The following is a 22,244-nucleotide window of genomic DNA, read 5'->3' on the forward strand; positions in this document are numbered from 1 at the left end:
TGCTACCGCGCCTCCTGGTCGTTGTCCGGGACCCGTCCCCGAGCTCTCAACTCCGTTCGAGCAGGGGAGTCCCCACTCCGAGCTCTCGACTCCGTTCGAGCAGGGGAGGCCCCACTGGCCGGCATCGACAGTTGCTCCGACCGGTGCGGGCCTTCCCTCACTGCCTCAACGGCGTGGGAGGTACCCCCACCGTTCGGCCGGGCCGGCCGCTCGCGATGGCCCCGCAGCGCGATGTGCAGCCCGTCCCACAGCGTGCCGTCGGTCCGGTCCCGCGGATCGGGGTCGACCAGCACCACACCGATCACCGCGATGCGCTGGTCCGCGAGGTGTCGCGCCACGGTGTGCAGCCATGCGGCGCTGCCGTGCCCGGCCCGCACGACGAGTACGGTCCGGCTGCCGAGGTACGGGAGGTCGGTCCACGCCGTACCGGGCGCGACCGAGCCGACGCCGACCGCCGGCCCCTCCGCCCCCAGTGCCCCGGTGAGGTCCCTGGCGATCACGCTGGTGCTGCGCGCGCTGCCCAGCTCCAGCAGCGACACCGGCTCGGCGGAGCCGCGCACGGTGCGGGCCAGGGCCGTGACCAGGCGTTCGTGTGCCGCCCGGGTCCGTCGGCGCTGCCATCGCCTGCCCGGCCGGCGGGGCAGCTCCGCGATGACCGAGGCGCCCAGGTTCGCCGCGATGTCCCGGCGCAGCACGGGGCGGTCCGCCACCACCGCGCCGACCGCGGCCAGCGCGAGTCCGAGGACGAGCCCGAGGACGAGCCCGATCGCACCGTCGGTGGCAACGGCCTTGGGCAGGGAGTGCCGCACCGCGCGCGGGGCGTCCACGATCTGTGTGCCGGCGACGACCCGGGGCGTGCCGATGCGCGCCTCCTCGGCGCGCTGCCCGTAATCGGCGATCCGCGAGGTGAGCTCGGCCCGGCGGGCGAAGAGCGACTCGGTGCTCGCCGGCGCTTCCGGGTCGCCCTCCGGCGACCGGCCGCCGATCGCCTTGTTGACCTTTGCGAGTTCGTCCCGCATCCGGTCACGCTGCTCGACCAGGGCCTTGGCCTCGGCATGCGCGGACTCCCGCATCCGCTGCACATGGTCCGCGACGAACGCGTCGGCCAGCGCCTCGGCCCGGGCCACCGCTTCCGCGTCGCTGTCACCTGTCACATCGATCTGCAGCAGGTTGTTGGTCAAGCCGGTGCCCCGGTAGTCCTCCATGAAGTCTTCCGGCTTCGCAGGGGACTTGAGGGACCGCAGGGCCTTGCCGGCGATCCGCGAGGTCCCCAGCACCTCGACATCGGTACGGATCAGCGTTCCGGTGTCGTTCGGCTGGTCGTCCTGATGCGCGACCAGCACCTTGGTCACCGCGCTCGGCGGCGGGGGCAGCAGGACCGCCACCGCCGCACCGGCCAGCAGTCCCAGCAGCGCCAGGGAACACCAGAAGCGACGGCGTCTGCGCACGGCCGCCACCAGCGCCTGCAGGTCGAGCAGCGGAGCGGCGGCCGGCGGCTCCGCGGTCGTACTCGTCGTCACACCGAACCTCCCGCCGCGTGGCCGCGCACCGCGAGCGCCGGAGCGGCGCTGTCCGGGGCCCGGCCGGGGGACCGCGTCGGACGGACCCGGACCGGGCCGGCGACGACGATGCCGACGACCTCATGCCTGGCGTCCGCACAGGCCTCGGCGAGGCCGACGAGCTCCTCAGCGGTCCGGCTGCCCGCACTGAGGACGACCAGGGCACCGGACTCGGTGTCGCGGTCCGGCACGATCGGCCGGTCCACCGCGACCGCCACCACCCGCAGCATGGGACATCCGCTGCTCGACGAGGTGGGCATACCCCCGCTCGCGGAGGATGGGAAGGGGTCGCCCGCGGCCTCGGCGGCGAGCTGTCCGGCGGCCCGGAGGGCGATCTCGTCGCCGTCCGGTACGACGACGAGCAGCCGCCGGGGGGCCGGCAGTTCCTCCCGGAGGCGAGCGCACACCCGCCGGTAGCGTGTCCGCCTGCCGGCCACGTCACCGGAGCTGTGCGGGGTCGGTACGTCCCACCGGGTGTCGACGCCGAGGAGCCGGCGGAGCCGGGCCCGCGGGCCACGGCCTTCCGACCGGTGCGCGCCCCGTTCCTCACGTACGGCGCCAGGTGCATCGACAGGTACGTCAACGGTGCCGAGGAACGCCGAGCCCAGCGCGGCGGTGATCTCCGCTTCGGTGCGCAGCCGGCGATTCATCCGTACGGCGACGAGGTGGCCGACGATCGCGAGCAGGAAGAACAGCAGCGCCCCGGCGACGATGAGGTGCGTCCTCGTCGGCGGCGCCGCACCGGTCGGCCGGGCCGCCGGGCCCATGACGACCATGCCGGCCTTGTCGTTCGCAGGGTCGGCCTCGTCGAGCTTCGTCATGGCCTCCTCCAGGGAGGTACGCAGCTTTTCGAGCGAGGTACGCGCCTGCACGCTCTCCACGGTCCGCCCCGGATCGGCCGCATTGGCCAGGTCGGTGATGCGGCGGTTGGTCTCCACGACCTTCTGCCGCAGCGCCTCGGCGCCCGTGGCCGCGTCGGGGTCGGTGCCGCCTGCGATCCGGGCGGCGAATCCGACGAACTGCTGGGCCACTTGGTCGGAGAGCTGCTGGGCACGCGCCGGGGTGTCGGCCGTACCCGAGATCGTGATGATGTTCCCGTCGGCGGCCGTGGCGGTCACTCGTTCGCGCAGCTCATCGCGGCTGACGTCCCGCCAGTCGAGTCTGGCTGCCGCGAGGTCGACCACCGACGAACTGGTCGCGATGTCCACCTGGGTCAGCAGCTCGCGCTCTTCCCACTGCCCGGGCAGCAGTACCGGTGCCGACGCCGTGTAGCGCGGCGGAAACAGCACCGAGGTGCCGTAGCCGGCGAGCGCGCCCACCACGGTGAGGACGGCGAGCAGCCGCCAGCGCCGGCGGAGTATCCGCCCGATCGTGACCAGGCGGATCGTGTCATCGTTCAACGCCGTGCTCTCCGCCCCGCCCGAACCGGGCTGCCCGGCACCACCGAAGTGTGATCGCGGCACGCGGCGGCGTAGGCGGCGAGCAGCGACTTCTGGGAGTTCCGCCAGGAGAGCGGCCCGCTGACCCGCTCCTGGCCGATCTCGCCCATCCGGGCCCGCCGCTCCGGATCGTCCAGCAGCAGTGCGATGAGCTTCGCGAATTCGGCCTCGTCATTGGCGGGCGCGTACACGGCGGCGTCACCGGCGGAGACGCGCGCCTCCCGTAGGTCGAACGAGACGATCGGCCGGCCCATCGCCATGTACTCCAGGACCTTGTTCATGGTCGACACGTCATTGAGCGGATTGCGCGGGTCGGGAGAAAGGCACACGTCCGCGGTGGACAGGTAGCGCACCAGGTCGGCGTCCGGAATGCGCCCGGTGAACTGCACCTGTTCACCGAGCCCGAGCTGCCGGGACAGCTCCACCATCGCGTCGAAGGCGTCGCCGGCGCCGACGAACACCGCATGCCAGTCGGTACGCCCGAGTTCGTCGCGCAGCTTCGCCAGGGCCCGCAAGGCGTAGTCGACACCGTCCTGCGGGCCCATGACGCCCAGGTAGCACAGCAGATGAGACTTGCCGCGCTTCAACTCCCGCTCGGGCGGAACTGGTTGGAACCGGTCGACGGCGGGCGCGCTGCGCACCACGAAGACGTCCGCCGGCCGCTTGCCGCCACGGCGCAGCGCGACGTCCCGGTAGCTCTCGTTCGTGGCGAGCACGACGTCCGCGGCACGGTAGGTCCGCCGTTCCAGCGCGCACACGGCCCGGTAGAGCAGGTCCTTGCCCCGGTCGAACCGGGAGAGGTACAGCTCGGGCACCAGGTCGTGCTGGTCGAAGACGAACCGCGCGCCGCGCCGCTTCAGCCACAGCGCGGGCAGGAACAGCAGGTCGGGCGGGTTGCAGGCGTGGACTACGTCGACCGGGCCGACCTCGCGGGCCAGCCGGAGCGTGTGCCACAACGCCGATCCGTACTCCCGCAGGTACCCGGCGGGCCCTCCGGTGGCGGCACGCAACGGGTAGCGGTGGATCCGCACCCCGTCGATCACCGCCTCCGCCTCCGTGTCCCGCTTGCTGCCCTTCGGGCAGATGACGTGCACGTCCCAGCCCACGTCGCGCAGTGTCATGCACTCCTGCCACACCCGCCGGTCGAACGGCACCGACAGGTTCTCCACGAGGATCAGCGCGCGCCGGCCCCGTCCTTCGTTGCTGACGTCACCAAGCAAGGCCCACGTACCCCGGTTCGGTCCGGCGCGCCTCGGCGTCGGGAAGGCGGACGAGGTCGACAATCACGGGTCCGTCGCCATGGGGCAGCGCCGACAGCACGGCCGGGTCCTTGGTCCCGACCAGGCACACCTCGGCGTGGTCGACGACCTCCTCGACGGAGTCGGCGAGCAGCTGAGCGAGGTGCGGCAGCCGGGTCTCGATGTACTCGCGGTTCGCGCCGATCAGCCGCGAGAGACTCACATTGGCGTCGTAGATCTTCAGGTCGTAGCCCTTGCCGAAGAGCCGCTCCGCCAGCTCGACGAGCGGGCTCTCCCGGAGGTCGTCGGTGCCGGGTTTGAAGGACAGCCCGAACAGGCCCACCCGACGCTTTCCGGCGCGCTCGACCAGGTCCACCGCGCGCTGCAGATGGTCGGAGTTGGAGGGCAGTACGTGGGAGAGGATGGGTACCGAGATGTCGGCCCGCCGCGCCGCGTGGACCAGACTCCGCAGGTCCTTGGGCAGGCAGGAGCCGCCGAAGGCGAAGCCGGGCCGCAGGTAGGCGGGGCTGATGTTCAGCTTGCGGTCGGCCAGGAACACGTCGATCACCTGGTGCGAGTCCACCCCGAGCGCCTGGCACACCGCGCCCAGCTCGTTCGCAAAGCCGATCTTGAGACCGTGGAACGCGTTGTCCGCGTACTTGATCGCCTCGGCCGTCGGGACCGGCACCCGGAACACCTCGCCGGGCAGGCCCTCGTACAGCGTCGCCACCGCGTCGCCGCTCGCCGCGTCGAGCTCGCCGATGACGGTCTTGGGCGGGTCGAAGAAGTCCCGCACGCTCGTGCCCTCCCGCAGGAACTCCGGGTTGACCGCGACCCCGAAGTCCGCCCCGGCCGTGCCACCGACGTATTTCTCCAGGATCGGTACCAGCAGGTTCAGGCAGGTACCGGGAAGCATCGTGCTGCGGAACACAACGGTCTGCCGCCCGCCCCGCTCGGCCAGCGCGGCGCCGATCTGCTCGGTGACCCGCTCCAAATACGCAGTGCACAGGCTGCCGTTGGGCTCCGAAGGCGTGCCCACACAGACCAGCGACACCTCACTGCCCATGATCGCCTCGCGGACGTCCGCGGTGGCACGTAACGCCCCGCTCTCCACGACCTCGGCGATCAGCTCGCCGATCCGCTCCTCGACCACCGGGGCCTTGCCGTCGTTGACCAGGTCGACCTTCACCTGGTTCACGTCCACACCGATGACCTCGTGGCCCATGCTGGCCAGGCACGCGGCCGACACACAGCCCACGTAACCGAGCCCGAAGACGCTTACTCTCATGCCTCGTCCTTCTCCCCGAGCAGGCCGTTGCGGCCTGCGGTCCCCCAAGACAGGCCCTCGCGGCCTGCGGTCCACGCGCCGGCCGTACGATGTCGCACTCCCCCGCACATCAGCAGGCGCCATGTCATCAGTAGGCCCCCTGTCCGTGGAGCACCGCGCGCAGCGTCTTCCACAAGATCACCGTGTCCAGTGCGAGCGACCAGTCCTCGACGTACCGCAGGTCGAGGCGGACGGCCTCCTCCCACGGCAGGTCGCTGCGTCCGCTGATCTGCCACAGTCCGGTGAGCCCGGGCTTGACCAGCAGCCGCCGCCGGATGTCCGGGTCGTACGCGGCGCACTCCTCCGGTAACGGAGGCCGCGGGCCGACGAGCGACATCGATCCGGTGAGCACGTTGAACAGCTGCGGAAGCTCATCGAGCGAGTACCGGCGCAGCACCTTTCCCACCCGGGTCACCCGCGGGTCCCGGCGGACCTTGAACAGCAGCCCCGCGCCCTCGTTGCGGTCGGCCAGCCCGGCACGTGCCCCGTGAGCCCCGGTGACCATGGTGCGGAACTTGAGGATGGTGAACTCGCGGCCGTCCTTGCCGACTCTGCGCTGGCGGTAGACCGCCCCGCCCCGGCTGTCCGCGAGCACGAGCACCGCGACGAGCACCATCAGCGGCGCGAGCAGCAACAACAGGATCGCCGCGCCCATCCGGTCGACGACCTCTTTGACCGCCCGGCGGCCCCCGGTGAAGGTCGGCATGCTGACCCGCAGCAGCGGTATCCCGAGCACCGCGTCGACGTGCAGCCGCGGGCCCGCCACCTCCATCAGCACGGGCGCCACGACCATCTCGGCATCGCTGCCTTCGAGGTTCCAGGCCAGCCGCTGCAGCCGGTCCGGCGTCCAGTGCGGGTCCGGTGTGACCGCGACGACACGGTAGCCGTCGTGGCGTACGTGCTTGGCGACGTCCGCCAGTCGGCCGACGACCGGCACTCCGTCCAGCTGGTCACCGTCGAGCCCGCGGCCGTCCGTCGTGCACACCGCCTCCACCCGCCAGCCGAGGTGCGGGAACTTGCGGGTCCGGGTGATCAGGTCGCGGACGGTGTCCGGGCTGCCGGCAGCGAGCACCGGCCTCAGGCACAGCCCTCGCTTCCGCTGTTTGTGCAGCCGGAGCCGGAGCAGATACCGCTCGGTCATGGTGACGAGCGCGATCGCGGGGATCGCGACGAAGATCCAGAGCTTGATGTTGCGCGAGGTGAGGGCGATCCCGCCGAGCGCGAGTACGACGGTCGCCGTGAACAGTGAGCGTCCGAGCCGACGGAACTCCTCGGCGCCCTGGCCGAGCACGGCCGGAGCCCACGACCGGCTCACCGCAAGCGCGCCCAACACCAGCAGCTCGGTGCCGAAGGCCAGAATGCCCCACTTCTCGTGCCAGTTGGCCGCGTCCCTGACCCCGAAAAAGTTCCCGATCGCTGCCACGACCAAGCCGGCTGCCACGGTATCGCTGGTGATCACGGTACGGCGGTACCGCTGCTCCCAGTCGTTCGCCGGCCGGCCGACCGCCCCGTCCGCCAGACGCCCGCGCGCCGACGGAAAAGGACCGACCAATCCCCCCTGCCGCACAGAAACCCCCCGGTCCCCAGTGGTACGTGGTAACGACTGACGCTTTTCCTCACCTGGGGAGACCCCCGCCTCCCGCACCGCAATGCCCCCGAGCCCCCTCACGGGCACCCAAAAATCGCTCGTCCCCGCGCCCCGGCACCGCAGACGCAGCTGCCCGCAGCCCGTCGCGCGCAACGCGCGCCCTACAAGTCATCATTTGTCGCTTAGTGTCACAGCATCTGAAGCACGGTCAATCTAGAGCATCAGAGCCCCTCTGAAGAGGGAGATGTGTGGAATTTGTGGTCAAGATTTGGAGACGGGGAAACCGATCAGTGACGGACCAGTGACCACCCGCGGGTGCCCTGGTGGCGAAGAACGCTCTGTGACCTGTGGTAACGGACGTGACGGACGTGCCCCCAAAGATCCACCTGCCGCCCAACGGCCGTCGCCACCCGCTCCAGCCGCACCCCCTCACCCGGCGCAGGACCACGCGGAGCCCGCCGGGGCGCACGCCGGGCAGGCCACACTTCGGCCGACGGCGGCCCTCACCAAGGGCCGTGATCAACCACGGTCCTTGGTGAGGGCCGTGATCAACCACCTGGCTATGCGTTCGTCCGCCTCAAGACGCAAGTCGACGAGACGGGACGGGACCCGTCCGGGAGGACGGAGAGAGTCGTAGCCGCGGCGGCTCTCCCGGAATAGCCGAGGCGGCCCTCCCGGAAGGAACTGCGCCCGGCGGCGGAGTTCCTTGCCGGGGGCGTACGGCCACGCGCAGTTCCCAGATGCCGGCCGGCATGGTGGGCGACAACGAGCCCATTTCCCATCACTCCCGCCAGGGGCCCGGAGACCGCGCGCCAAGGCAGCCTCGCGGCGGTTCTCATCGGTCCGTGTGGTAGCGGTCTGCCATCCACATGCCGTTCCGCCAACTGCCGCGCCAGGAACGGGACATGGTCCGGTCCGGCGGCGCACAGGTGACCACCGGGAAACCCGCAGGGGGGGTGGTGGCCCGGACCAGGAGGTCTGCGATCTCCGGGAACGACAACAGCCGCTCGATGGCCGGGTTCGCGGCCTTCAACGCGAACCAGCGCCTGCTGGACCGTGACCCTTACTGGCTGAACACGCACATGAGCGCGGCGTGCTCCGCCGACAGTGCGACCGTGAAGCGCACCATGACCGCGAACAACCAGTAGCACCACCCCGCTGCGCTGGTACCGGTTCACACCGGCGAGGGCAGGTGCACCGCGGGCAGCAGCCCCAGCTCGATCCCCCGACGCGGCAACGACAGCCCGAGATGCTCGCCCACCGCCGCGAACAGCCGCTTCGCCAACTCCTCGGCCTCGTCCTCGGGTTCCTCGCAGCCGGGGAAGGTGTCCCGCACCGCCCCGGCCCGACGCATGGCCACGTCCAGTGGAAATTCGTACAACCAGACCGACCGCACGGGAGTCGTACTCCACACACGCATCACCGCTCCCGGGGGAGCCCGCATACGACAGGGCGTACCTCGGGTGCCGCGGCACTCGGGGAGCAGATCCGCATGTCCTACCGCTTCAACCCTCCGCCCGGCTGGCCGACTCCCGCCCCGGGGTGGGTTCCTCCGCCCGGCTGGCAGCCGGATCCGTCCTGGCCCGTGCCTCCGGGGTGGCAGCTGTGGCTGCCGGAGGAGCCAACAACGCCGTCCGTCGCCCCGGGGCCCCACAGCAGTGCGACAGGCACTGCTCCCATGGGCATGTTCGGGCGGCGGCGCAAGCAGGCCGAGGCAGAGGCCGAGCGCCTTGCGGGCGAACTCACCTACAGCGAACAGCGGGCGCGTACGCTGCAAGCACAGGTGGTCCAGCTGACGGATCAGCTGGCCCGGGTGATCGGCGCCGACAGTGCGACGATCGCCGCGGAGCAGGAACGGCTGCGGCAGACCCACGCCGAGAGGCTGCAGGAACTCGAGCGGATCGACGCATTGCTGGACGCGAAGGTGGAGCACGCGGCGGAGCGGGCGACGCAGTCGCTGGTCGACGTGCGCAGCCAGGCACACACACTGGCACAGCAGGCGGAACAGGCCCAGCGGCAGATAGCCGCCGCACAGGCGGACCTGGTGGTCATCGATGAGGTGCGGATGCTGCAGGAGGCCGGGATCTACGAATACCGGCACCCCCTGGCCGATGCGGTGGCGTACGCCGGGCAGCTGGAAGGACTCAAGTCCCGGTACAAGCAGCTGGCGCGTGACAACGGCGCTGTGCTGGCCGCGCAGGACTGGACCGTGAACGGCTCCCTCGCGCAAGGCCGCAAGATGGTGCGGGACTTCTCCAAACTGATGTTGCGCGCCTACAACGCCGAGGCCGACACCGCAGTGCGCGGGATGAAACCCCACCGCCTGTCCTCACTGATCGACCGACTGAGCAAGACACGTGAGACGATCGCCCGGCTCGGGGCCACCATGCACATCCGCATCAGCGACGAGTACCACCGCCTGCGCGTGCAGGAGCTGGAGCTGACTGCCGACCACCTGGCACGCAAGGAGGCCGAGAAGGAAGAGCAGCGTGAGCTGCGGGCCCGCCAGCGCGAGGAGGAACGGCTGCAGCGGGAGATCGAACGCGAGCGGCAGCGCCTGGAGAAGGAACGCAGCCACTACGAGAGCGCGCTGCGGCGGCTGCGCGCCGGGACAGGTGATCCGGCCGGCATCACCGAACTGGAGGGCAAGCTGCAGCAGCTCGATGACGACCTGCGGGCGGTGGATGCCCGGGAGGCCAACATCCGAGCCGGCTATGTGTACGTCATCTCCAACATCGGCGCCTTCGGCGACCGGATGGTCAAGATCGGGCTCACCCGGAGGCTGGACCCCATGGACCGGGTCAACGAACTCGGCGACGCCTCCGTGCCGTTCCGCTTCGACGTCCACGCTCTGATCTTCAGCGAGGACGCGGTGGGCCTGGAACGGAGGCTGCACCAAGAGTTCGAGAACCGCCGCGTCAACCGGGTCAACCTGCGGCGCGAGTTCTTCTACGCCACCCCCGCCGAAGTGCGCGCCGCCCTCCAGCGCCTGGCCGGCCAACACCTCCTGGAGTTCACCGACACAGCAGAAGCCCCCGAATGGCGCGCCAGCCGAACACCCGAAGCAAGCTGACAGCCGCCCCCTCTCCCCCTCGCGCGCCGGCACGGACCTCCGGCGCCCGAGGGGGCAGGACCTCGACGAGGTATTGACACGCCCACGACGGTGTCTCCGCGCCCTCTCAGCCAAGGAACGACAGCCGCACCTGCCGGCGAGGATTGTCTCCGTTCGTGTCCACCAGGCACACCGACTGCCACGTGCCCAAGGCGAGGGTGCCGCCTGTTACGGGGAGGGTGGCGTGGGGTGGGATGAAGGCGGGGAGGACGTGGTCGCGGCCGTGGCCGGGGCTGCCGTGGCGGTGGCGCCAGCGGTCGTCGGCGGGGAGCAGGTCCTGGAGGGCGGCGAGCAGGTCGTCGTCGCTGCCCGCGCCGGTTTCGATGATGGCGATGCCGGCCGTGGCGTGCGGGACGAAGACGTTGAGCAGGCCGTCGCGGCCGGCCGCCGCCTCGGCGAGGAACGCCGAGCAGTCGCGGGTGAGGTCGTACACGGTCTCGCCGGAGCCGGTGCTGATGTTCAGTACGTGGGTCGTGAATGCGTTACTCATACTTCCCATGATCCGCGATCCTGTGGAAGGCGCCGGGCTGACACACTGCCGCAACAAAGGTCCACGGGCCGAGACGGCGATTGACCGGTCCTCGTCGGCGCGGCTACGTTCTGCGACATGTCTACGTCAGCCTTGCTCACCACGCGCGGTCACATCGACCTGCTGCGGGTGGCTTCCGCCGCCTGTCGCGGCTGCTGACGCACTTTCAGGTTCGGGCCCGGCCCCGCCACTCACCGACCGCGGCGCCCTCCCCCACACCCGTCGCGCCCATGGCGCTTGCATGCTCATAGCGCTCTTCACGCTCATTGCTGTCCTCTGCGTCTGCGACCCGCGTCTGCCTTTGCTGTGCGCCTGGATTCGCATGCGTGCGTAGCTGAGTACCGGGGGATGCGGCGTTGCGGTGGTCGTGTCGCGGTGTGGTGCGTTGTGTTGTGTTGCCGGTGTGGGGCTCGCGCCCTGTTTCCGCTCCCCCTTCTGTCTCTCGTTCGTGGAGCCTTCATGTCGCTCGATCAGGCCGCCTTGGCCGATCAGTCTTCTTCGCCGCCTGATACATCCCCTGTGTCAGTTTCTTCGTCCGCGGGTCCGCTTCCGGAGTCGTCCTCGGCTGCCGCCGGCCTCGGCGATGCCTCCGTCGCCGCGCCCGAACTCGTTACGCTCGTCCCGGTCTCGGCGCGGCGGCGCTCCGTGCCGCGGTGGCTGCGGCGCACCGTGGGGCCGGTGGGGCTGCTCGTGCTGTGGCAGGTACTGAGCGGGACGGGAGTACTGCACCCCGACATCCTCGCCTCGCCCGGCACCATCGCCCGTACGGCCGGGGGCCTCGTCTCCGACGGCACGCTGCCCTCGGCCATGCTGGTGTCGGTCCAGCGCGTACTGGTCGGGCTGGTGCTCGGCGGGGTAGCCGGCATCGCGCTGGCACTCGCGTCCGGGCTGTCGCGGCTGGGTGAGGACCTGGTGGACGCGACCGTGCAGATGCTGCGGTCCATCCCCTGGGTCGGCGTCATCCCGCTCTTCATCATCTGGCTGGGCATCGGCGAGGCGCCGAAGATCGCGCTGATCGCGCTGGGGGTGGCCTTCCATCTGTACCTGAACGTGTACGCAGGGATCCGTGGCGTGGACGCCCAGCTGGTCGAGGCGGGGTCGTCGCTGGGGCTTGGGCGCTGGGGGCTGGTCCGGCACGTCGTACTGCCGGGAGCGCTGCCGGGTGCGATGACCGGGCTGCGGTACTCGCTGGCCACCGCGTGGCTCGCGCTGGTCTTCGGAGAGTCGGTCAATGCCGACGACGGCATCGGCTTCCTGATGAACCAGGCGCGGGAGTTCTTCCGTACCGATGTGATCGTGGTCTGCCTGATCGTCTACGCGCTGCTCGGCCTGCTCGCCGATTTCCTCGTCCGTACCCTCGAAGGGCTGCTGCTGCAATGGCGACCGACGTTCACGGGGCAGTGAGCCCGAAGACCGCGGGAGCGCCCGCTCCGGGTGCTGGTTCGGACGCCGCTCCGGATGCCGCTCCCCATGTCGATATCGACGCCGGTGCCTATGCCGGTGCCTATGCCGGTGCCGAAGGTGGTTCCGCTGCCGTGCGGGTGGCCGGGCTTACGCGGTCGTTCGACGGGCGTGCGGTCATCGATAGGCTCGACCTGACGGTGCGGCCGGGCGAGTTCGTTGCCCTGCTCGGTCGCAGTGGCTGCGGCAAGTCGACCCTGCTGCGGGTCCTGGCCGGGCTGGACCGGGAGATCGAGGGCGAGGTGTCGGTACCGCGCCGCTCGGCCGTCGCCTTCCAGGCGCCGCGGCTGATGCCGTGGAAGAAGGTGTGGCGCAATGTCCTGCTCGGGCTGCCCGGCCGTCCCGAACGCGCCGTTGCCGAGCAGGCGTTGAGTGAGGTGGGGCTCGCGCACCGTACGGACGCGTGGCCCAAGACGCTCTCCGGCGGCGAGGCCCAGCGTGCGTCGCTGGCCCGGTCCCTGGTGCGCGAGCCCGATCTGCTCCTGCTGGACGAGCCGTTCGGCGCCCTCGACGCGCTGACCCGCATCAAGGCGCAGCGGCTGGTGGCCGAGTTGTGGCAGCGGCGCGGGTGCGCGGTACTGCTGGTCACCCACGACGTGGAGGAGGCACTGCTGCTCGCGGACCGCGCGGTCGTCATGGACCGGGGCGTGCTCGCGTACGAGACGGCCGTCGAGCTGCCGCGTCCCCGGGACATCACCGATCCGCGGTTCGCGGAGCTGCGCGGGCGACTGCTGGAGCGGCTGGGCGTGGACGACACCGAGGTCACCCATGAGGGGCCCGAGAGTCGTGAGAGTCCTGAGAGTCGTAAGAGTCCTGATGGTCGCGAGAGCCGCGAGAGCCGCGAGAGCCGCGAGAGCCGCGAAAGGCCCGAGCATCTTGCGCACCCCGCTGACGCCTGATCGCCAGACCACCTGGCCACCACCCCACCACCCGATCGCCCGATCGCCCGATCGCCCGATCGCCCGATCGCCCGATCGCCCGATGACGAACAGAACGACGAGACGAACGGAAACGCTGTGATGAGATCCCGCCGGCCGGTCCCCGCACTGGCCCCCGCCGCCGCCCTGCTGCTCCCGCTCGCGCTGCTGCTGACGGCCTGCGGTGGCGCGTCCCGGGCGGACGGCGGCTCCGCGAGCGGCAAGGGCAGCGGCTCCGACGGCAAGGGCTCGCTGACCCTGCGCGTCGGCGACCAGAAGGGCGGTTCGGAGGCGGTGCTGCGGGCCGCCGGTGAGCTGGACGACCTGCCGTACCGTATCGAGTGGTCGACCTTCACCTCCGGCCCGCCGCTGCTGGAGGCGCTCAACGCGGGTGCCGTGGACATCGGCGGGGTCGGCAACACACCGCCGGTCTTCGCCGCAGCCGCTCAGCAGAAACTCAAGGTCATCGCCGCCACGCACAGTTCCTCGGCGGGCGAGACCATCCTCGTGAAGAAGGACTCGCCGCTGAAGCGGCCGGCCCAGCTCAAGGGGAAGACCATCGCGGTGGCACAGGGCAGCTCGGCCAATTACCAGCTCGTCGCCTCGCTCAAGAAGGCCGGGCTGACGACCAAGGACGTCAAGCTCAGCTATCTGCAGCCGGCCGATGCGCTGGCCGCGTTCACGCGGGGCCGGGTGGACGCCTGGGCGGTGTGGGACCCGTACACCTCGCAGGCGCTGGACCAGGCCGACGCCCGGGTGCTGACGACCGGGAAGGGCGTCGTCAACGGTCTGGCCTTCCAGGTCGCCGCGCCCGCCGCGCTGGAGGACGAGAAGAAGGCCAAGGCGCTCAAGGACTACAACGAGCGGTTGCGGCGCGCCCAGGCATGGGTGTTCAAGCACCCGCAGCGGTGGGCCGAGGTGTGGGCGAAGGAGACGGGGCTGCCGGAGAAGGTGGCGCTGGACGCGGTCCGGCGTACTCGCGGCACGGCCGTACCGGTCGCCGTCGACAAGGCCGCCGTCGCCTCCGAGCAGCAGATCGTCGACACGTTCGCGGACATCAAGCTGATCCCCCGCTCGTACGCCTTCAAGGAGTACGTCGACACCCGCTTCAACGGCGACCTGCCACCGTCGAGCACGGCTCCGCGGTCGTACGAGCCGCACGAGTCGTCCGAGTCGCAGGAGTCGCATGACTCGCACGAGTCCTAGGAGTCGCAGGAGTCGCACGAGTCAGTCGAGGGGAAGGGTGACTGAGACGGGCTCGCCCCGCTCCGACACGGGCCTCGCCCCCGCCGGGGCGGGCGATGACGGATGGCCTCCCCCGCGGGAAGACAACTGCCCCCGACCTGGTTAGTAGAAATATGGACTACATCAGCGGGGCCCGTGACGTCGAAGTTGTCGTCATCGGTGCAGGTCAGGCCGGGCTGGCCGCCGCATTCCACCTGCGGCGGCTCGGCTACGTCCCCGACCAGGACTTTGTCGTCCTCGATCACGCGCCGCGGCCGGGCGGCGCGTGGCAGTTCCGCTGGCCGACCCTGACCTACGGCCGGGTCCACGGCATGCACGCGCTCCCCGGCATGGAGCTGACCGGCGCCGACCCCGCCCGCCCCTCTTCCGAGGTCATCGGCGAGTACTTCACCGCCTACGAGGACACCTACGGGCTGCGTGTGCACCGCCCTGTGCACGTCACCGCGGTGCGTCCGGAACCGGAACCCGGCGGCCGGCTGCTCGTCGAGTCCTCGGAGGGGGTGTACGCGACCCGGGCGCTGGTGAACGCGACCGGCACCTGGGACCGGCCGTTCTGGCCCCACTTCCCGGGGCAGGCACGCTTCCGCGGCCGGCTGCTGCACACCGCCGGCTACCGGGGCCCGCAGGAGTTCGCCGGGCAGCGGATCGTCGTGGTCGGCGGCGGCACCTCCGCCGTACAGCACCTGATGGAGATCGCCGAGGTCGCGGCGGACACGGCCTGGGTGACCCGGCGGCCGCCCGCCTTCCGGGAGGGGCCGTTCGACGAGGACCGCGGGCGCGCCGCGGTGGCCCTGGTCGAGGACCGCGTCCGCCAGGGCCTGCCCCCGCGCAGCGTGGTCTCGGTCACGGGCCTGCCGATGACCGAGGAGCTGCGCCGGGCGCGGGAGCGGGGCGTACTCGTACGCCGCCCGATGTTCGACCGGATCACCGAGACCGGGGTCCACTGGCCCGAGGGCGCGCGGGAGGACGGCGTCACCGCCTTCGACGCCGACGCCATCCTCCTCGCCACCGGCTTCCGCCCGGTCATCGACCATCTCGCCCCGCTCCACCTTCGGGGGCCGAGCGGCGGCATCCGCATGGCCGGTACCCGCGTCGCGGACGACCCCCGCATCCACCTCGTCGGCTACGGACCCTCGGCCAGCACCATCGGCGCCAACCGGGCGGGCCGGGCGGCGGCACGCGAGATACGCGAGCTGCTCGAAGCCGGCGTACCGGCCGCCGCCTGAGCGCGTACGCGGCGCCCGCGGGTGCGTACTCGAACCGCGCAGAGTCGCTCTCGCTGCGAGAGGCCACTCGAACCGCGAGGAGTCGCTCTCGAAGAGTCGCTCTCACTTCGAGAGGTCACTCCGGCCGCGCAGAGTCGTGCTCACCGCGAGAAGTCACTCGAACCGCATGGTGCCCTCGTACCGTGAAGGATCACTCGAATCGCGAGGGGTCGCCCGCTCCTCTGCGTACGATCTCGGGCTCGTCGCCGGAGAAGTCGATGACCGTGGTCGGCTCGGTGCCGCAGTCGCCGGAGTCGACCACCGCGTCCACCACGTGGTCCAGCCGCTCCTTGATCTCCCAGCCCTGCGTCAGCGGCTCCTCCTCGCCGGGCAGGAGGAGGGTGCTGGAGAGCAGGGGCTCACCCAGCTCGGCGAGCAAGGCCTGCACGACGGTGTGGTCCGGGATGCGGACGCCCACCGTCTTCTTCTTCGCGTGGAGCAACTGGCGCGGCACCTCCTTCGTCGCCGGGAGGATGAAGGTGTAGCTGCCGGGCGTCGCGGCCCTGATCGCGCGGAACACGTCGTTGTCGATGTGGACGAACTGTCCGAGCTGCGCGAAGTTCTGGCAGACGAGGGTGAAGTGGTGGCGGTCGTCGAGGTGCCGGACGGACCGGATCCGGTCGATGCCGTCACGGCTGCCCAGCCGGCAGCCGAGGGCGAAACAGGAGTCCGTCGGGTAGGCGACGAGCGCACCGGACCGGATGCTGTCGGCCACGGTGGTGATGGTGCGCGGTTGCGGGTTTTCGGGGTGCACGTCGAAGTACTTCGCCATCCACCGACCCTAGGCGATGTGATCGGCAGACGCATCAGAGTGCGCGCCGGGCGCGATCAGCGGAGGAGATCCGTACCGCGAGTCCGACATATCCGGAGTAGCGCAACCGGAGCACCTAAATCCGTATGAAAATTCTGGCGACGGTGCCGGAATTCCACTTGCGTCGATCCAGGACTGACCCGCCGAACCGCCTCCCGGTGAGTGATCACGCCCGGCAACTCCGACGGCCCGGTCGGCCGGATCGGTCCGGACCATTCCGTATTCTCCGGCGGTCGCGCTCGCCCTCCCTAAAGCCGTTGACACGGCATGAAGCCGCTCGTTCGAATAAGGCGCCTCGAGCAAACGGGAGTCACATGCGGTGACTTCCGGCTCGGGAATTACGGAGGGGAACGACATGAAGCGCATGCTCCTGACCGCACTCGGTTCCGCCGCACTGCTCGGTGCGGCCGCCCTTGCCGCCCCGGCCGCCAGCGCGGCGGACACCGGCGTCCAGGCCACTTACTTCACCATCTACCAGCACGACAACTACGGCGGCGGCTGGTGCAACTTCACCGGTGACGACAGCAGCCTTGCCAACAACTACTGGACCAATGCGTCCGGGGCCTGCAACGACGGCGCCAGCTCGATGAAGAACCGCACCAGCCACGACGTCGTGCTGTACCAGACGAGCGGCTACGCCGGCGACAACTACTTCGCGAAGAAGAACTCCGTCGACGGCGACTTCTCCAACAACAGCTTCGACAACAAGGCCAGCTCCGTCGACTTCCGCTGAGGCGGAATGGCTGAACGGCTTAGCGGCTTAGCGGCGGCTGTATGCCGGAATGACTGAGTAAGCAGCGTGTGGGTGCCGGTGACAATCCGGCATCCACACGCTTTCGCGGCCCGAGGAGAACGATGAGAAAGCGCCGGGCGACCGCGGTCGTCTCGCTGGCCCTGCTGGCGGGCTGCGGAACCACCACCCAGGAGGCCCCGCCCGCCGGGGAGGCCCCACCTGCCGTCCCGGCGCCGCCGAGCCCCACCGAGCAGGTGAAGTCCCTGACTCTCCCCTTCGACCGGTACGAGCTGGCCCAGAGTCAGTACAACGCTTCGCAGAACGCGACGGACGTCCTCATCCGGCAGTGCATGAAGCGGAAGGGCCTGGACTGGGAGGTCATCGAACGGCCGACCCGCGTAGCGGATCTGACGAACAGGCGGCGCTACGGAGTGGTGGAAATCAAGGTGGCACGGGCTTACGGATATCACGCCCCCCTCGCGCTGCGTGACCCGGACGGGACGAAAAGAGCGGACGAGAGAAGGCTCCGCACGCTGTCGACCGCACAGCAGAAGGCGGCCCTCGGGCATGAGAACGGGCAGGAGAGCGGAAACAGTCAGGACACCTGCATCGCGCAAGCCGCCGCGCAACTCGACGATTCGGGCGGTGACTACACGCTCTTCAATGAGCTGAGCCCTAAGTACCTCAAGGACTCCCAGCGGGAGCCGGAGGTGAAGAAGGCGATGAACGAGTGGTCCCGCTGCATGAAAGCGGACGGCAAGGACTACGCCACCCCGTACGACGCCATGAACACCAAGAAGTGGTGGCAGGACGAGACGGCTCGGATCGGCGGGGCGGAAGAGCGGGCGACGGCCGTTCGCGACGTCCATTGCAAGGAAGAAAGCGGCCTGGTCGACGTCTGGTACGCGGCGGAGAGCCAGCTGGAGAAGGCGGCGGTCAAGAAGCACGCGAAATACTTCCGGACGCTGGAAGAAGGCAAGGAACGCCATCTGAAGGCCGTCGAGAAGGTTTTGTCGAGGTAGGCCGAATCCGAAGTCGGGCCGCGGCCGCCCCCAGCGCGCCGGGCAGGGCGGCTCGTCAGTCGAGGTACCGGTGTTGGTGCCCGTCGCCGCTCAGCCCGGGAAACGGTCGGTGCTGCGGAGGTGCCAGCGGCGTTCGGCATAGGCCAGGTCGTCGCGCCACAGGCGTCCGGCGACGGCCCGCATGAAGGGGCGCAGTACGGGGGCCGCCTTGCGGGCCACGGCGAAGCCGGGGCGTTGGGAGGCGGCCACAACCGCTTCGATCACCGCGGTGCGCGGCCGGCCGCGGCCGTCGGGGGCGAGCGGGGTGGCGTGCGTCTCGACCACGGAGCCCTCGCCCTCGCCGTCGGTGATGTGCATGACCACCGTGCGGGGCTCCGGAGCGGTGAACACCGCCCGGACGGGCACCACGAGGCGGCCGGCGAGCCGGAACGAGACGTCGACCGCGAAGCCGTCCCCGCCCCCGCTCCCGTCCCCGTCCGCGGGCGTGATCTCGTCGCCCGACGCCTTCTCGTCCGCCGGGCCGCTCTTCTCGTCCGGGGCCGTCACGACCGTGAGGTCCACGAAGGAGTACGGGTGGAACCAGGCGCCGTGCCACGGGTCGAGGCGGTTGGCCACGACGTCCTCCGGCTCGCAGGTGCCGACGCCGGTGTAGACGGCCGCCACCGCCCGGGCGAGCGGTGGACGTTGCGGGATCACCGGTTCGTCCAGCGGTTTCTCCCCGCCGACGTCGTCCAGGCGTACCCAGACCAGTACGCCGTCGTCGTGCACGGGCAGCGGTGACCAGCCGGCGAACGGGTTGCCGTCCAGGGCGAGGCCGTGCCAGTGGCAGACGAGCCGGCCGCAGCGCACGGGGCTGTCGCGCAGCGGCGCACCCAGGTGGGGGCAGGCGCCCGGGCCGGCGATCAGGCGCCCTTCGGAGCCGCGCCACACGACCACTTCGTGTCCCGCGACGGTACGCGCCAGAGGGCGGGCGGGCCCGACGTCCCGTGTGGCGCCGACCACGAACCAGTTGCCCGAGGGGCGGGCCAGCGCGCGCCGGAGTGCCGCGGCGATCACCGCGGGCTTGGCGTCGCGCCAGGTCGGCCGCTGGCGCTCCCAGGGCACGGGGGAACGGCGCAGGCTGAGCGGGTAGCGCCCGCGTGCGGGACGGCCGTCGGCGGTCATCCGGTCTCCCCCGTTCCGGCCGGGCGCAGGAGCGGCTTCCCCGTGCTCGCCGAGCGCAGGAGCGCCGCGCCCGCGGCGCCCACGAAGGGCGGAGTGCCGCCCGCCCGAAGCCGTGCGGCCGTCACCCTGGCGAGGCCGTCCAGAGCGACGGCCGCCCGGCGGCGCCTGGGGACGACGGCGCGCCGGTGGAGTACGGCGTGGCCCTCGGCGGCGATGGTGTCCAGGATCGCGCCGTAGAGCACGAAGGCGGTACGGATGCAGGGGCGCGCCACCGGGTCCAGCATCGCCAGCCCCGGCGCTGCCTCCCGGTACACGCCGCGGGTGAGGTGCTCGGCGGCCCGCAGCGCCTCGGTGATGCGGCGGTCGCGCCGTCCGCTGTCCCGGCTCCAGCGGAGCAGCGGGCGGTCGACGCCGTGCGCGGCGAGCAGGTCGGCGGGCAGGTAGATCCGGCCCCGGTCCAGGTCCTCCCCCACGTCCCGGAGGAAGTTGGTGAGCTGGAAGGCCACGCCCAGTGCCGCGGCGTGCGGGGCCGCCCGGTCGCGCGGCACGACCGTGCCGAGCACGGGCAGCATCTGGAGGCCGATCACCGCGGCCGAACCGTGCATGTAGCCGCGCAGCTCTTCGTAGGTGGCGTAGTCGGTGACCACGAGGTCGTCGCGCATGGACGCCATGAAGTCGGTGAAGTGGCGGGGGTCGATGCCGTACCGGGCGACGGTGTCGGCGAGCGCGTGCACCACGGGCTCGGCACTGTGCCCGTCGCGCAGCCCTGTCTCCAGGGCCCGTTGGAGGCGCCGCAGGGCCGCGCTCCGCTCCGTGGGGGTGGCGCCGTCGTCGAGGTGGTCCACGATGTCGTCGGCCCAGCGGGCGAAGCCGTACAGGGCGTGCACGGCGGGGCGGCGGGCCGGCGGCAGCAGGCGCGTGGCGAGGAAGTACGTCCTGCCGTGCCGGGCGTTCAGGTGCCGGCAGCGGGTGTACGCGTCGCGCAGGGCCGGGTCGGTGATGCCGGCGGCATCCAGTTCGCGTTCGGTCATCGCCGGGTGCCTTCCGTGGCCGGACGCGGGGCCCGGGGGCGGGTGCGGGGACGGGGCGGTGGGCCGGTCACCCGGGCGGCCGCCAGTTTGCCGGAGAGCAGGACGGTCGGCACGCCGACTCCCGGCGTGGTGCCGCAGCCCGCGAGGACGGCGTTCTCGGTGCCGCCGACCAGGTTGCGCGGGCGGAACGGGCCGGTCTGCGCGAAGGTGTGGGCGGCGGAGAACGGCGTGCCGGCGGCGTGCCCTTGTGCGTGCCAGTCGGCCGGTGTGACCAGGCATTCCTCTTCGACGGCGGCGGCGATGCCGTCGAGTCCGCGGCGCTCCAGTTCGCCGAGGAGCCGCGCCCTGTAGCGCGGCGCGAGATCGCTCCACTGTGCCGCGCTCGGCCCGATGTCGGTGTTGGGGCAGGGCGCCAGGATGTAGTGCAGATGGCGTCCCTGTGGGGCCAGCGAGGGATCGGTGGCGGTGGGGCGGGTGATGAGCAGGGACGGGTCGGTCATCGGGCGGCCGGTGGCGGTGAGTTCCTCGAAGGTGCGCCGCCAGGCGTGCCCGAAGGACAGCGTGTGGTGCGCGAGGTCCGGCCAGGTGCGGTCGGTGCCCGCGTGCAGGACGACCGCCGATGGCGAGTGCCGCAGCCTTACGGGGCGGCGCGGGCGGCGGCCCAGCAGCCGGTAGGCGACGGGCAGATCGGGGGTGAGGACGACCGCGTCGCACGGGATGCGGCCCTGGGAGGTGTGGACGGCGGTGATGCGGTCGCCGGAGCGTTCCAGCCGGGTCACGTCGTGTTCGTACCGCAGGTCGGCGCCCGCATCGGCGGCGGCGTCCGCCATGGCCTGCGGCAGGGCGTGCATGCCGCCGCGCGGGAAGTACACCCCGGCGACGGTGTCCATGTACGCGATGACGGCGTAGGCGGCCAGGGCGCGGGCCGGCGGGACGCCCGCGTACAGGGCCTGGAAGGTGAACACCCGGCGCAGCCGCTCGTCGCGCAGGTGGCGGCCGATCCGGGCGTCGAGCCGGCCGAAGCCGCCCAGTGCGGCGAGCCGGGCCAGGTCCGGGTTGAGCAGTTGGAGCGGTGAGTCGAAGTTGGCGTCGATGAAGCGCCGCATCTGTGCCCGGTAGACCTGCTCCAGCCAGCGGCGCAGGCTCCGGTAGCCGGCTGCCTCCCCGGGGCCTGCGAAGCGTTCGATCTCGGCCTCCATGGCCTCGGCGCCGGTGTGCACGTCGAGCCGGCTGCCATCGGCGAAGTGCGCACGGTAGGCCGGGTGGAGGGGGACGAGGTCGACGCGGTCGCGGAGGCTGTCGCCCACTGCGGCGAAGGCCTCGTCGGCGAGGTCGGGCATGGTCAGAACGGTGGGGCCGGTGTCGATGCGGTAGCCGCCGCGCTCGATCCGGCCTGCCCGCCCGCCGGGCAGCACGCCGCGCTCGACGACCGTGACCCGGCGCCCGGCGCCGAGCAGGTGGAGGGCAGCGGCGAGTCCGGCGAGGCCGGCCCCGACCACCACGACGTGGTCGGTGGGGCCCGGCAGGGTCCTGGTCATCGTGTTCCTCCGTCGGCCGGGCGGGGTGGCGGACGCTGTGCGCGACGAGCCGTTTCATCTTCACTGCCGGTGCCCCGGGATCGGCGGTCGACACGAGGGCGGGGCGTACTTCGGCGAGAACCGCACTCAGGTGCGATTCGGACATCCCCTGTAGAGCGGCGAGATCGCCGCCCCCGGTACGGCGGGAAACGCGCCCTGCACGGGCCTGACATGGGTGTGACATGGATGGGCCTCCGCGTGCCGCGTCTCCGTCCGGCCGTGTGGC

20 protein-coding genes are annotated in these 22,244 nt (G+C 71.2%); 9 read left to right on the forward strand and 11 right to left on the reverse strand.

Annotated elements, in window-relative coordinates; translation table 11 throughout:
* Nucleotides 1-2: 2 nt before the first annotated feature.
* The 5 genes from ACZ6WH_RS14775 to ACZ6WH_RS14795 form a co-directional block, all read right to left on the reverse strand.
* Nucleotides 3-1,520 carry a Wzz/FepE/Etk N-terminal domain-containing protein gene (locus tag ACZ6WH_RS14775; RefSeq protein ID WP_469728565.1) on the reverse strand — a complete coding sequence of 506 codons (1,518 nt, stop codon included), beginning with the start codon at nucleotides 1,518-1,520 and terminating at the stop codon, nucleotides 3-5.
* The gene (locus tag ACZ6WH_RS14780) at nucleotides 1,517-2,959 is read right to left on the reverse strand and encodes a Wzz/FepE/Etk N-terminal domain-containing protein (protein WP_469728566.1); all 1,443 of its coding nucleotides are present in this window, start codon (nucleotides 2,957-2,959) and stop codon (nucleotides 1,517-1,519) included. The genes ACZ6WH_RS14775 and ACZ6WH_RS14780 overlap by 4 nt, the downstream gene beginning before the upstream one ends.
* Complete coding sequence (locus tag ACZ6WH_RS14785; protein WP_469728568.1) at nucleotides 2,956-4,218, reverse strand: glycosyltransferase family 4 protein; 1,263 nt, start codon at nucleotides 4,216-4,218, stop codon at nucleotides 2,956-2,958. Before ACZ6WH_RS14785 ends, ACZ6WH_RS14780 begins: the two co-directional genes overlap by 4 nt.
* A complete protein-coding gene (locus tag ACZ6WH_RS14790) occupies nucleotides 4,208-5,524 on the reverse strand; it encodes a nucleotide sugar dehydrogenase (RefSeq protein ID WP_469728570.1) in 1,317 nt (438 codons plus the stop codon). The genes ACZ6WH_RS14785 and ACZ6WH_RS14790 overlap by 11 nt, the downstream gene beginning before the upstream one ends.
* Before the next feature lie 127 nt (nucleotides 5,525-5,651).
* Nucleotides 5,652-7,130: a sugar transferase gene (locus ACZ6WH_RS14795; RefSeq protein WP_469728571.1), complete on the reverse strand. Its 1,479-nt coding sequence runs from the start codon at nucleotides 7,128-7,130 to the stop codon at nucleotides 5,652-5,654.
* Nucleotides 7,131-8,110: 980 nt separating this feature from the next.
* Between ACZ6WH_RS14795 and ACZ6WH_RS14800 the strand changes: the two genes are divergently transcribed.
* Nucleotides 8,111-8,299 carry a hypothetical protein gene (locus ACZ6WH_RS14800; protein ID WP_469728572.1) on the forward strand — a complete coding sequence of 63 codons (189 nt, stop codon included), beginning with the start codon at nucleotides 8,111-8,113 and terminating at the stop codon, nucleotides 8,297-8,299.
* A gap of 26 nt (nucleotides 8,300-8,325) precedes the next feature.
* Here ACZ6WH_RS14800 and ACZ6WH_RS14805 read toward each other — a convergent pair whose 3' ends face one another.
* Entirely contained in the window at nucleotides 8,326-8,511 is a 186-nt protein-coding gene (locus tag ACZ6WH_RS14805) for a hypothetical protein (protein ID WP_469728573.1), read from the reverse strand.
* Between the two features lie 318 nt (nucleotides 8,512-8,829).
* Here ACZ6WH_RS14805 and ACZ6WH_RS14810 point away from each other — a divergent pair, with 318 nt between their 5' ends.
* On the forward strand, nucleotides 8,830-10,224 hold the full coding sequence (locus tag ACZ6WH_RS14810; protein WP_469728575.1) for an SNIPE associated domain-containing protein: 1,395 nt from the start codon (nucleotides 8,830-8,832) through the stop codon (nucleotides 10,222-10,224).
* Nucleotides 10,225-10,330: 106 nt separating this feature from the next.
* Here the strand turns inward: ACZ6WH_RS14810 and ACZ6WH_RS14815 are convergent, their stop codons facing one another.
* Entirely contained in the window at nucleotides 10,331-10,753 is a 423-nt protein-coding gene (locus tag ACZ6WH_RS14815; protein ID WP_469728576.1) for a YjbQ family protein, read from the reverse strand.
* Nucleotides 10,754-10,870: 117 nt separating this feature from the next.
* On the opposite strand from ACZ6WH_RS14815, the gene ACZ6WH_RS14820 reads away from it, so the two are divergent.
* From ACZ6WH_RS14820 to ACZ6WH_RS14840, 5 genes are all read left to right on the forward strand, one after another.
* Nucleotides 10,871-10,951: a putative leader peptide gene (locus ACZ6WH_RS14820; protein ID WP_361564494.1), complete on the forward strand. Its 81-nt coding sequence runs from the start codon at nucleotides 10,871-10,873 to the stop codon at nucleotides 10,949-10,951.
* Between the two features lie 360 nt (nucleotides 10,952-11,311).
* A complete protein-coding gene (locus ACZ6WH_RS14825; RefSeq protein ID WP_469728577.1) occupies nucleotides 11,312-12,196 on the forward strand; it encodes an ABC transporter permease in 885 nt (294 codons plus the stop codon).
* Nucleotides 12,169-13,152, forward strand: coding sequence for an ABC transporter ATP-binding protein (locus ACZ6WH_RS14830; protein ID WP_469728579.1), 984 nt, complete (start codon nucleotides 12,169-12,171; stop codon nucleotides 13,150-13,152). Before ACZ6WH_RS14825 ends, ACZ6WH_RS14830 begins: the two co-directional genes overlap by 28 nt.
* Nucleotides 13,153-13,272: 120 nt before the next feature.
* Nucleotides 13,273-14,376: an ABC transporter substrate-binding protein gene (locus ACZ6WH_RS14835; protein ID WP_469728581.1), complete on the forward strand. Its 1,104-nt coding sequence runs from the start codon at nucleotides 13,273-13,275 to the stop codon at nucleotides 14,374-14,376.
* 152 nt (nucleotides 14,377-14,528) lie between these two features.
* Nucleotides 14,529-15,641, forward strand: coding sequence for an NAD(P)-binding domain-containing protein (locus ACZ6WH_RS14840; protein ID WP_469728583.1), 1,113 nt, complete (start codon nucleotides 14,529-14,531; stop codon nucleotides 15,639-15,641).
* A gap of 190 nt (nucleotides 15,642-15,831) precedes the next feature.
* Here ACZ6WH_RS14840 and ACZ6WH_RS14845 read toward each other — a convergent pair whose 3' ends face one another.
* On the reverse strand, nucleotides 15,832-16,452 hold the full coding sequence (locus ACZ6WH_RS14845) for an L-threonylcarbamoyladenylate synthase (protein WP_361564245.1): 621 nt from the start codon (nucleotides 16,450-16,452) through the stop codon (nucleotides 15,832-15,834).
* 394 nt (nucleotides 16,453-16,846) lie between these two features.
* Here ACZ6WH_RS14845 and ACZ6WH_RS14850 point away from each other — a divergent pair, with 394 nt between their 5' ends.
* Together ACZ6WH_RS14850 and ACZ6WH_RS14855 are read left to right on the forward strand one after the other, a co-directional pair.
* Nucleotides 16,847-17,224, forward strand: a complete 378-nt coding sequence (locus ACZ6WH_RS14850; protein WP_399704221.1) for a peptidase inhibitor family I36 protein — start codon at nucleotides 16,847-16,849, stop codon at nucleotides 17,222-17,224.
* 122 nt (nucleotides 17,225-17,346) lie between these two features.
* Nucleotides 17,347-18,246, forward strand: coding sequence for a hypothetical protein (locus ACZ6WH_RS14855; RefSeq protein ID WP_469728586.1), 900 nt, complete (start codon nucleotides 17,347-17,349; stop codon nucleotides 18,244-18,246).
* A gap of 90 nt (nucleotides 18,247-18,336) precedes the next feature.
* On the opposite strand, the gene ACZ6WH_RS14860 is transcribed toward ACZ6WH_RS14855, so the two are convergent.
* Genes ACZ6WH_RS14860 through crtI form a run of 3 tightly spaced genes read right to left on the reverse strand, consistent with a single transcriptional unit; the run spans nucleotide 18,337 to nucleotide 21,979 of the window.
* Complete coding sequence (locus tag ACZ6WH_RS14860; protein ID WP_469728587.1) at nucleotides 18,337-19,410, reverse strand: DUF5914 domain-containing protein; 1,074 nt, start codon at nucleotides 19,408-19,410, stop codon at nucleotides 18,337-18,339.
* Nucleotides 19,407-20,441, reverse strand: coding sequence for a phytoene/squalene synthase family protein (locus tag ACZ6WH_RS14865; RefSeq protein WP_469728589.1), 1,035 nt, complete (start codon nucleotides 20,439-20,441; stop codon nucleotides 19,407-19,409). Before ACZ6WH_RS14865 ends, ACZ6WH_RS14860 begins: the two co-directional genes overlap by 4 nt.
* The gene (gene crtI, locus ACZ6WH_RS14870; RefSeq protein WP_469728590.1) at nucleotides 20,438-21,979 is read right to left on the reverse strand and encodes a phytoene desaturase family protein; all 1,542 of its coding nucleotides are present in this window, start codon (nucleotides 21,977-21,979) and stop codon (nucleotides 20,438-20,440) included. The genes ACZ6WH_RS14865 and crtI overlap by 4 nt, the downstream gene beginning before the upstream one ends.
* Nucleotides 21,980-22,244 lie beyond the last annotated feature (265 nt).

The organism is Streptomyces sp. NPDC050806, assembly GCF_055586425.1.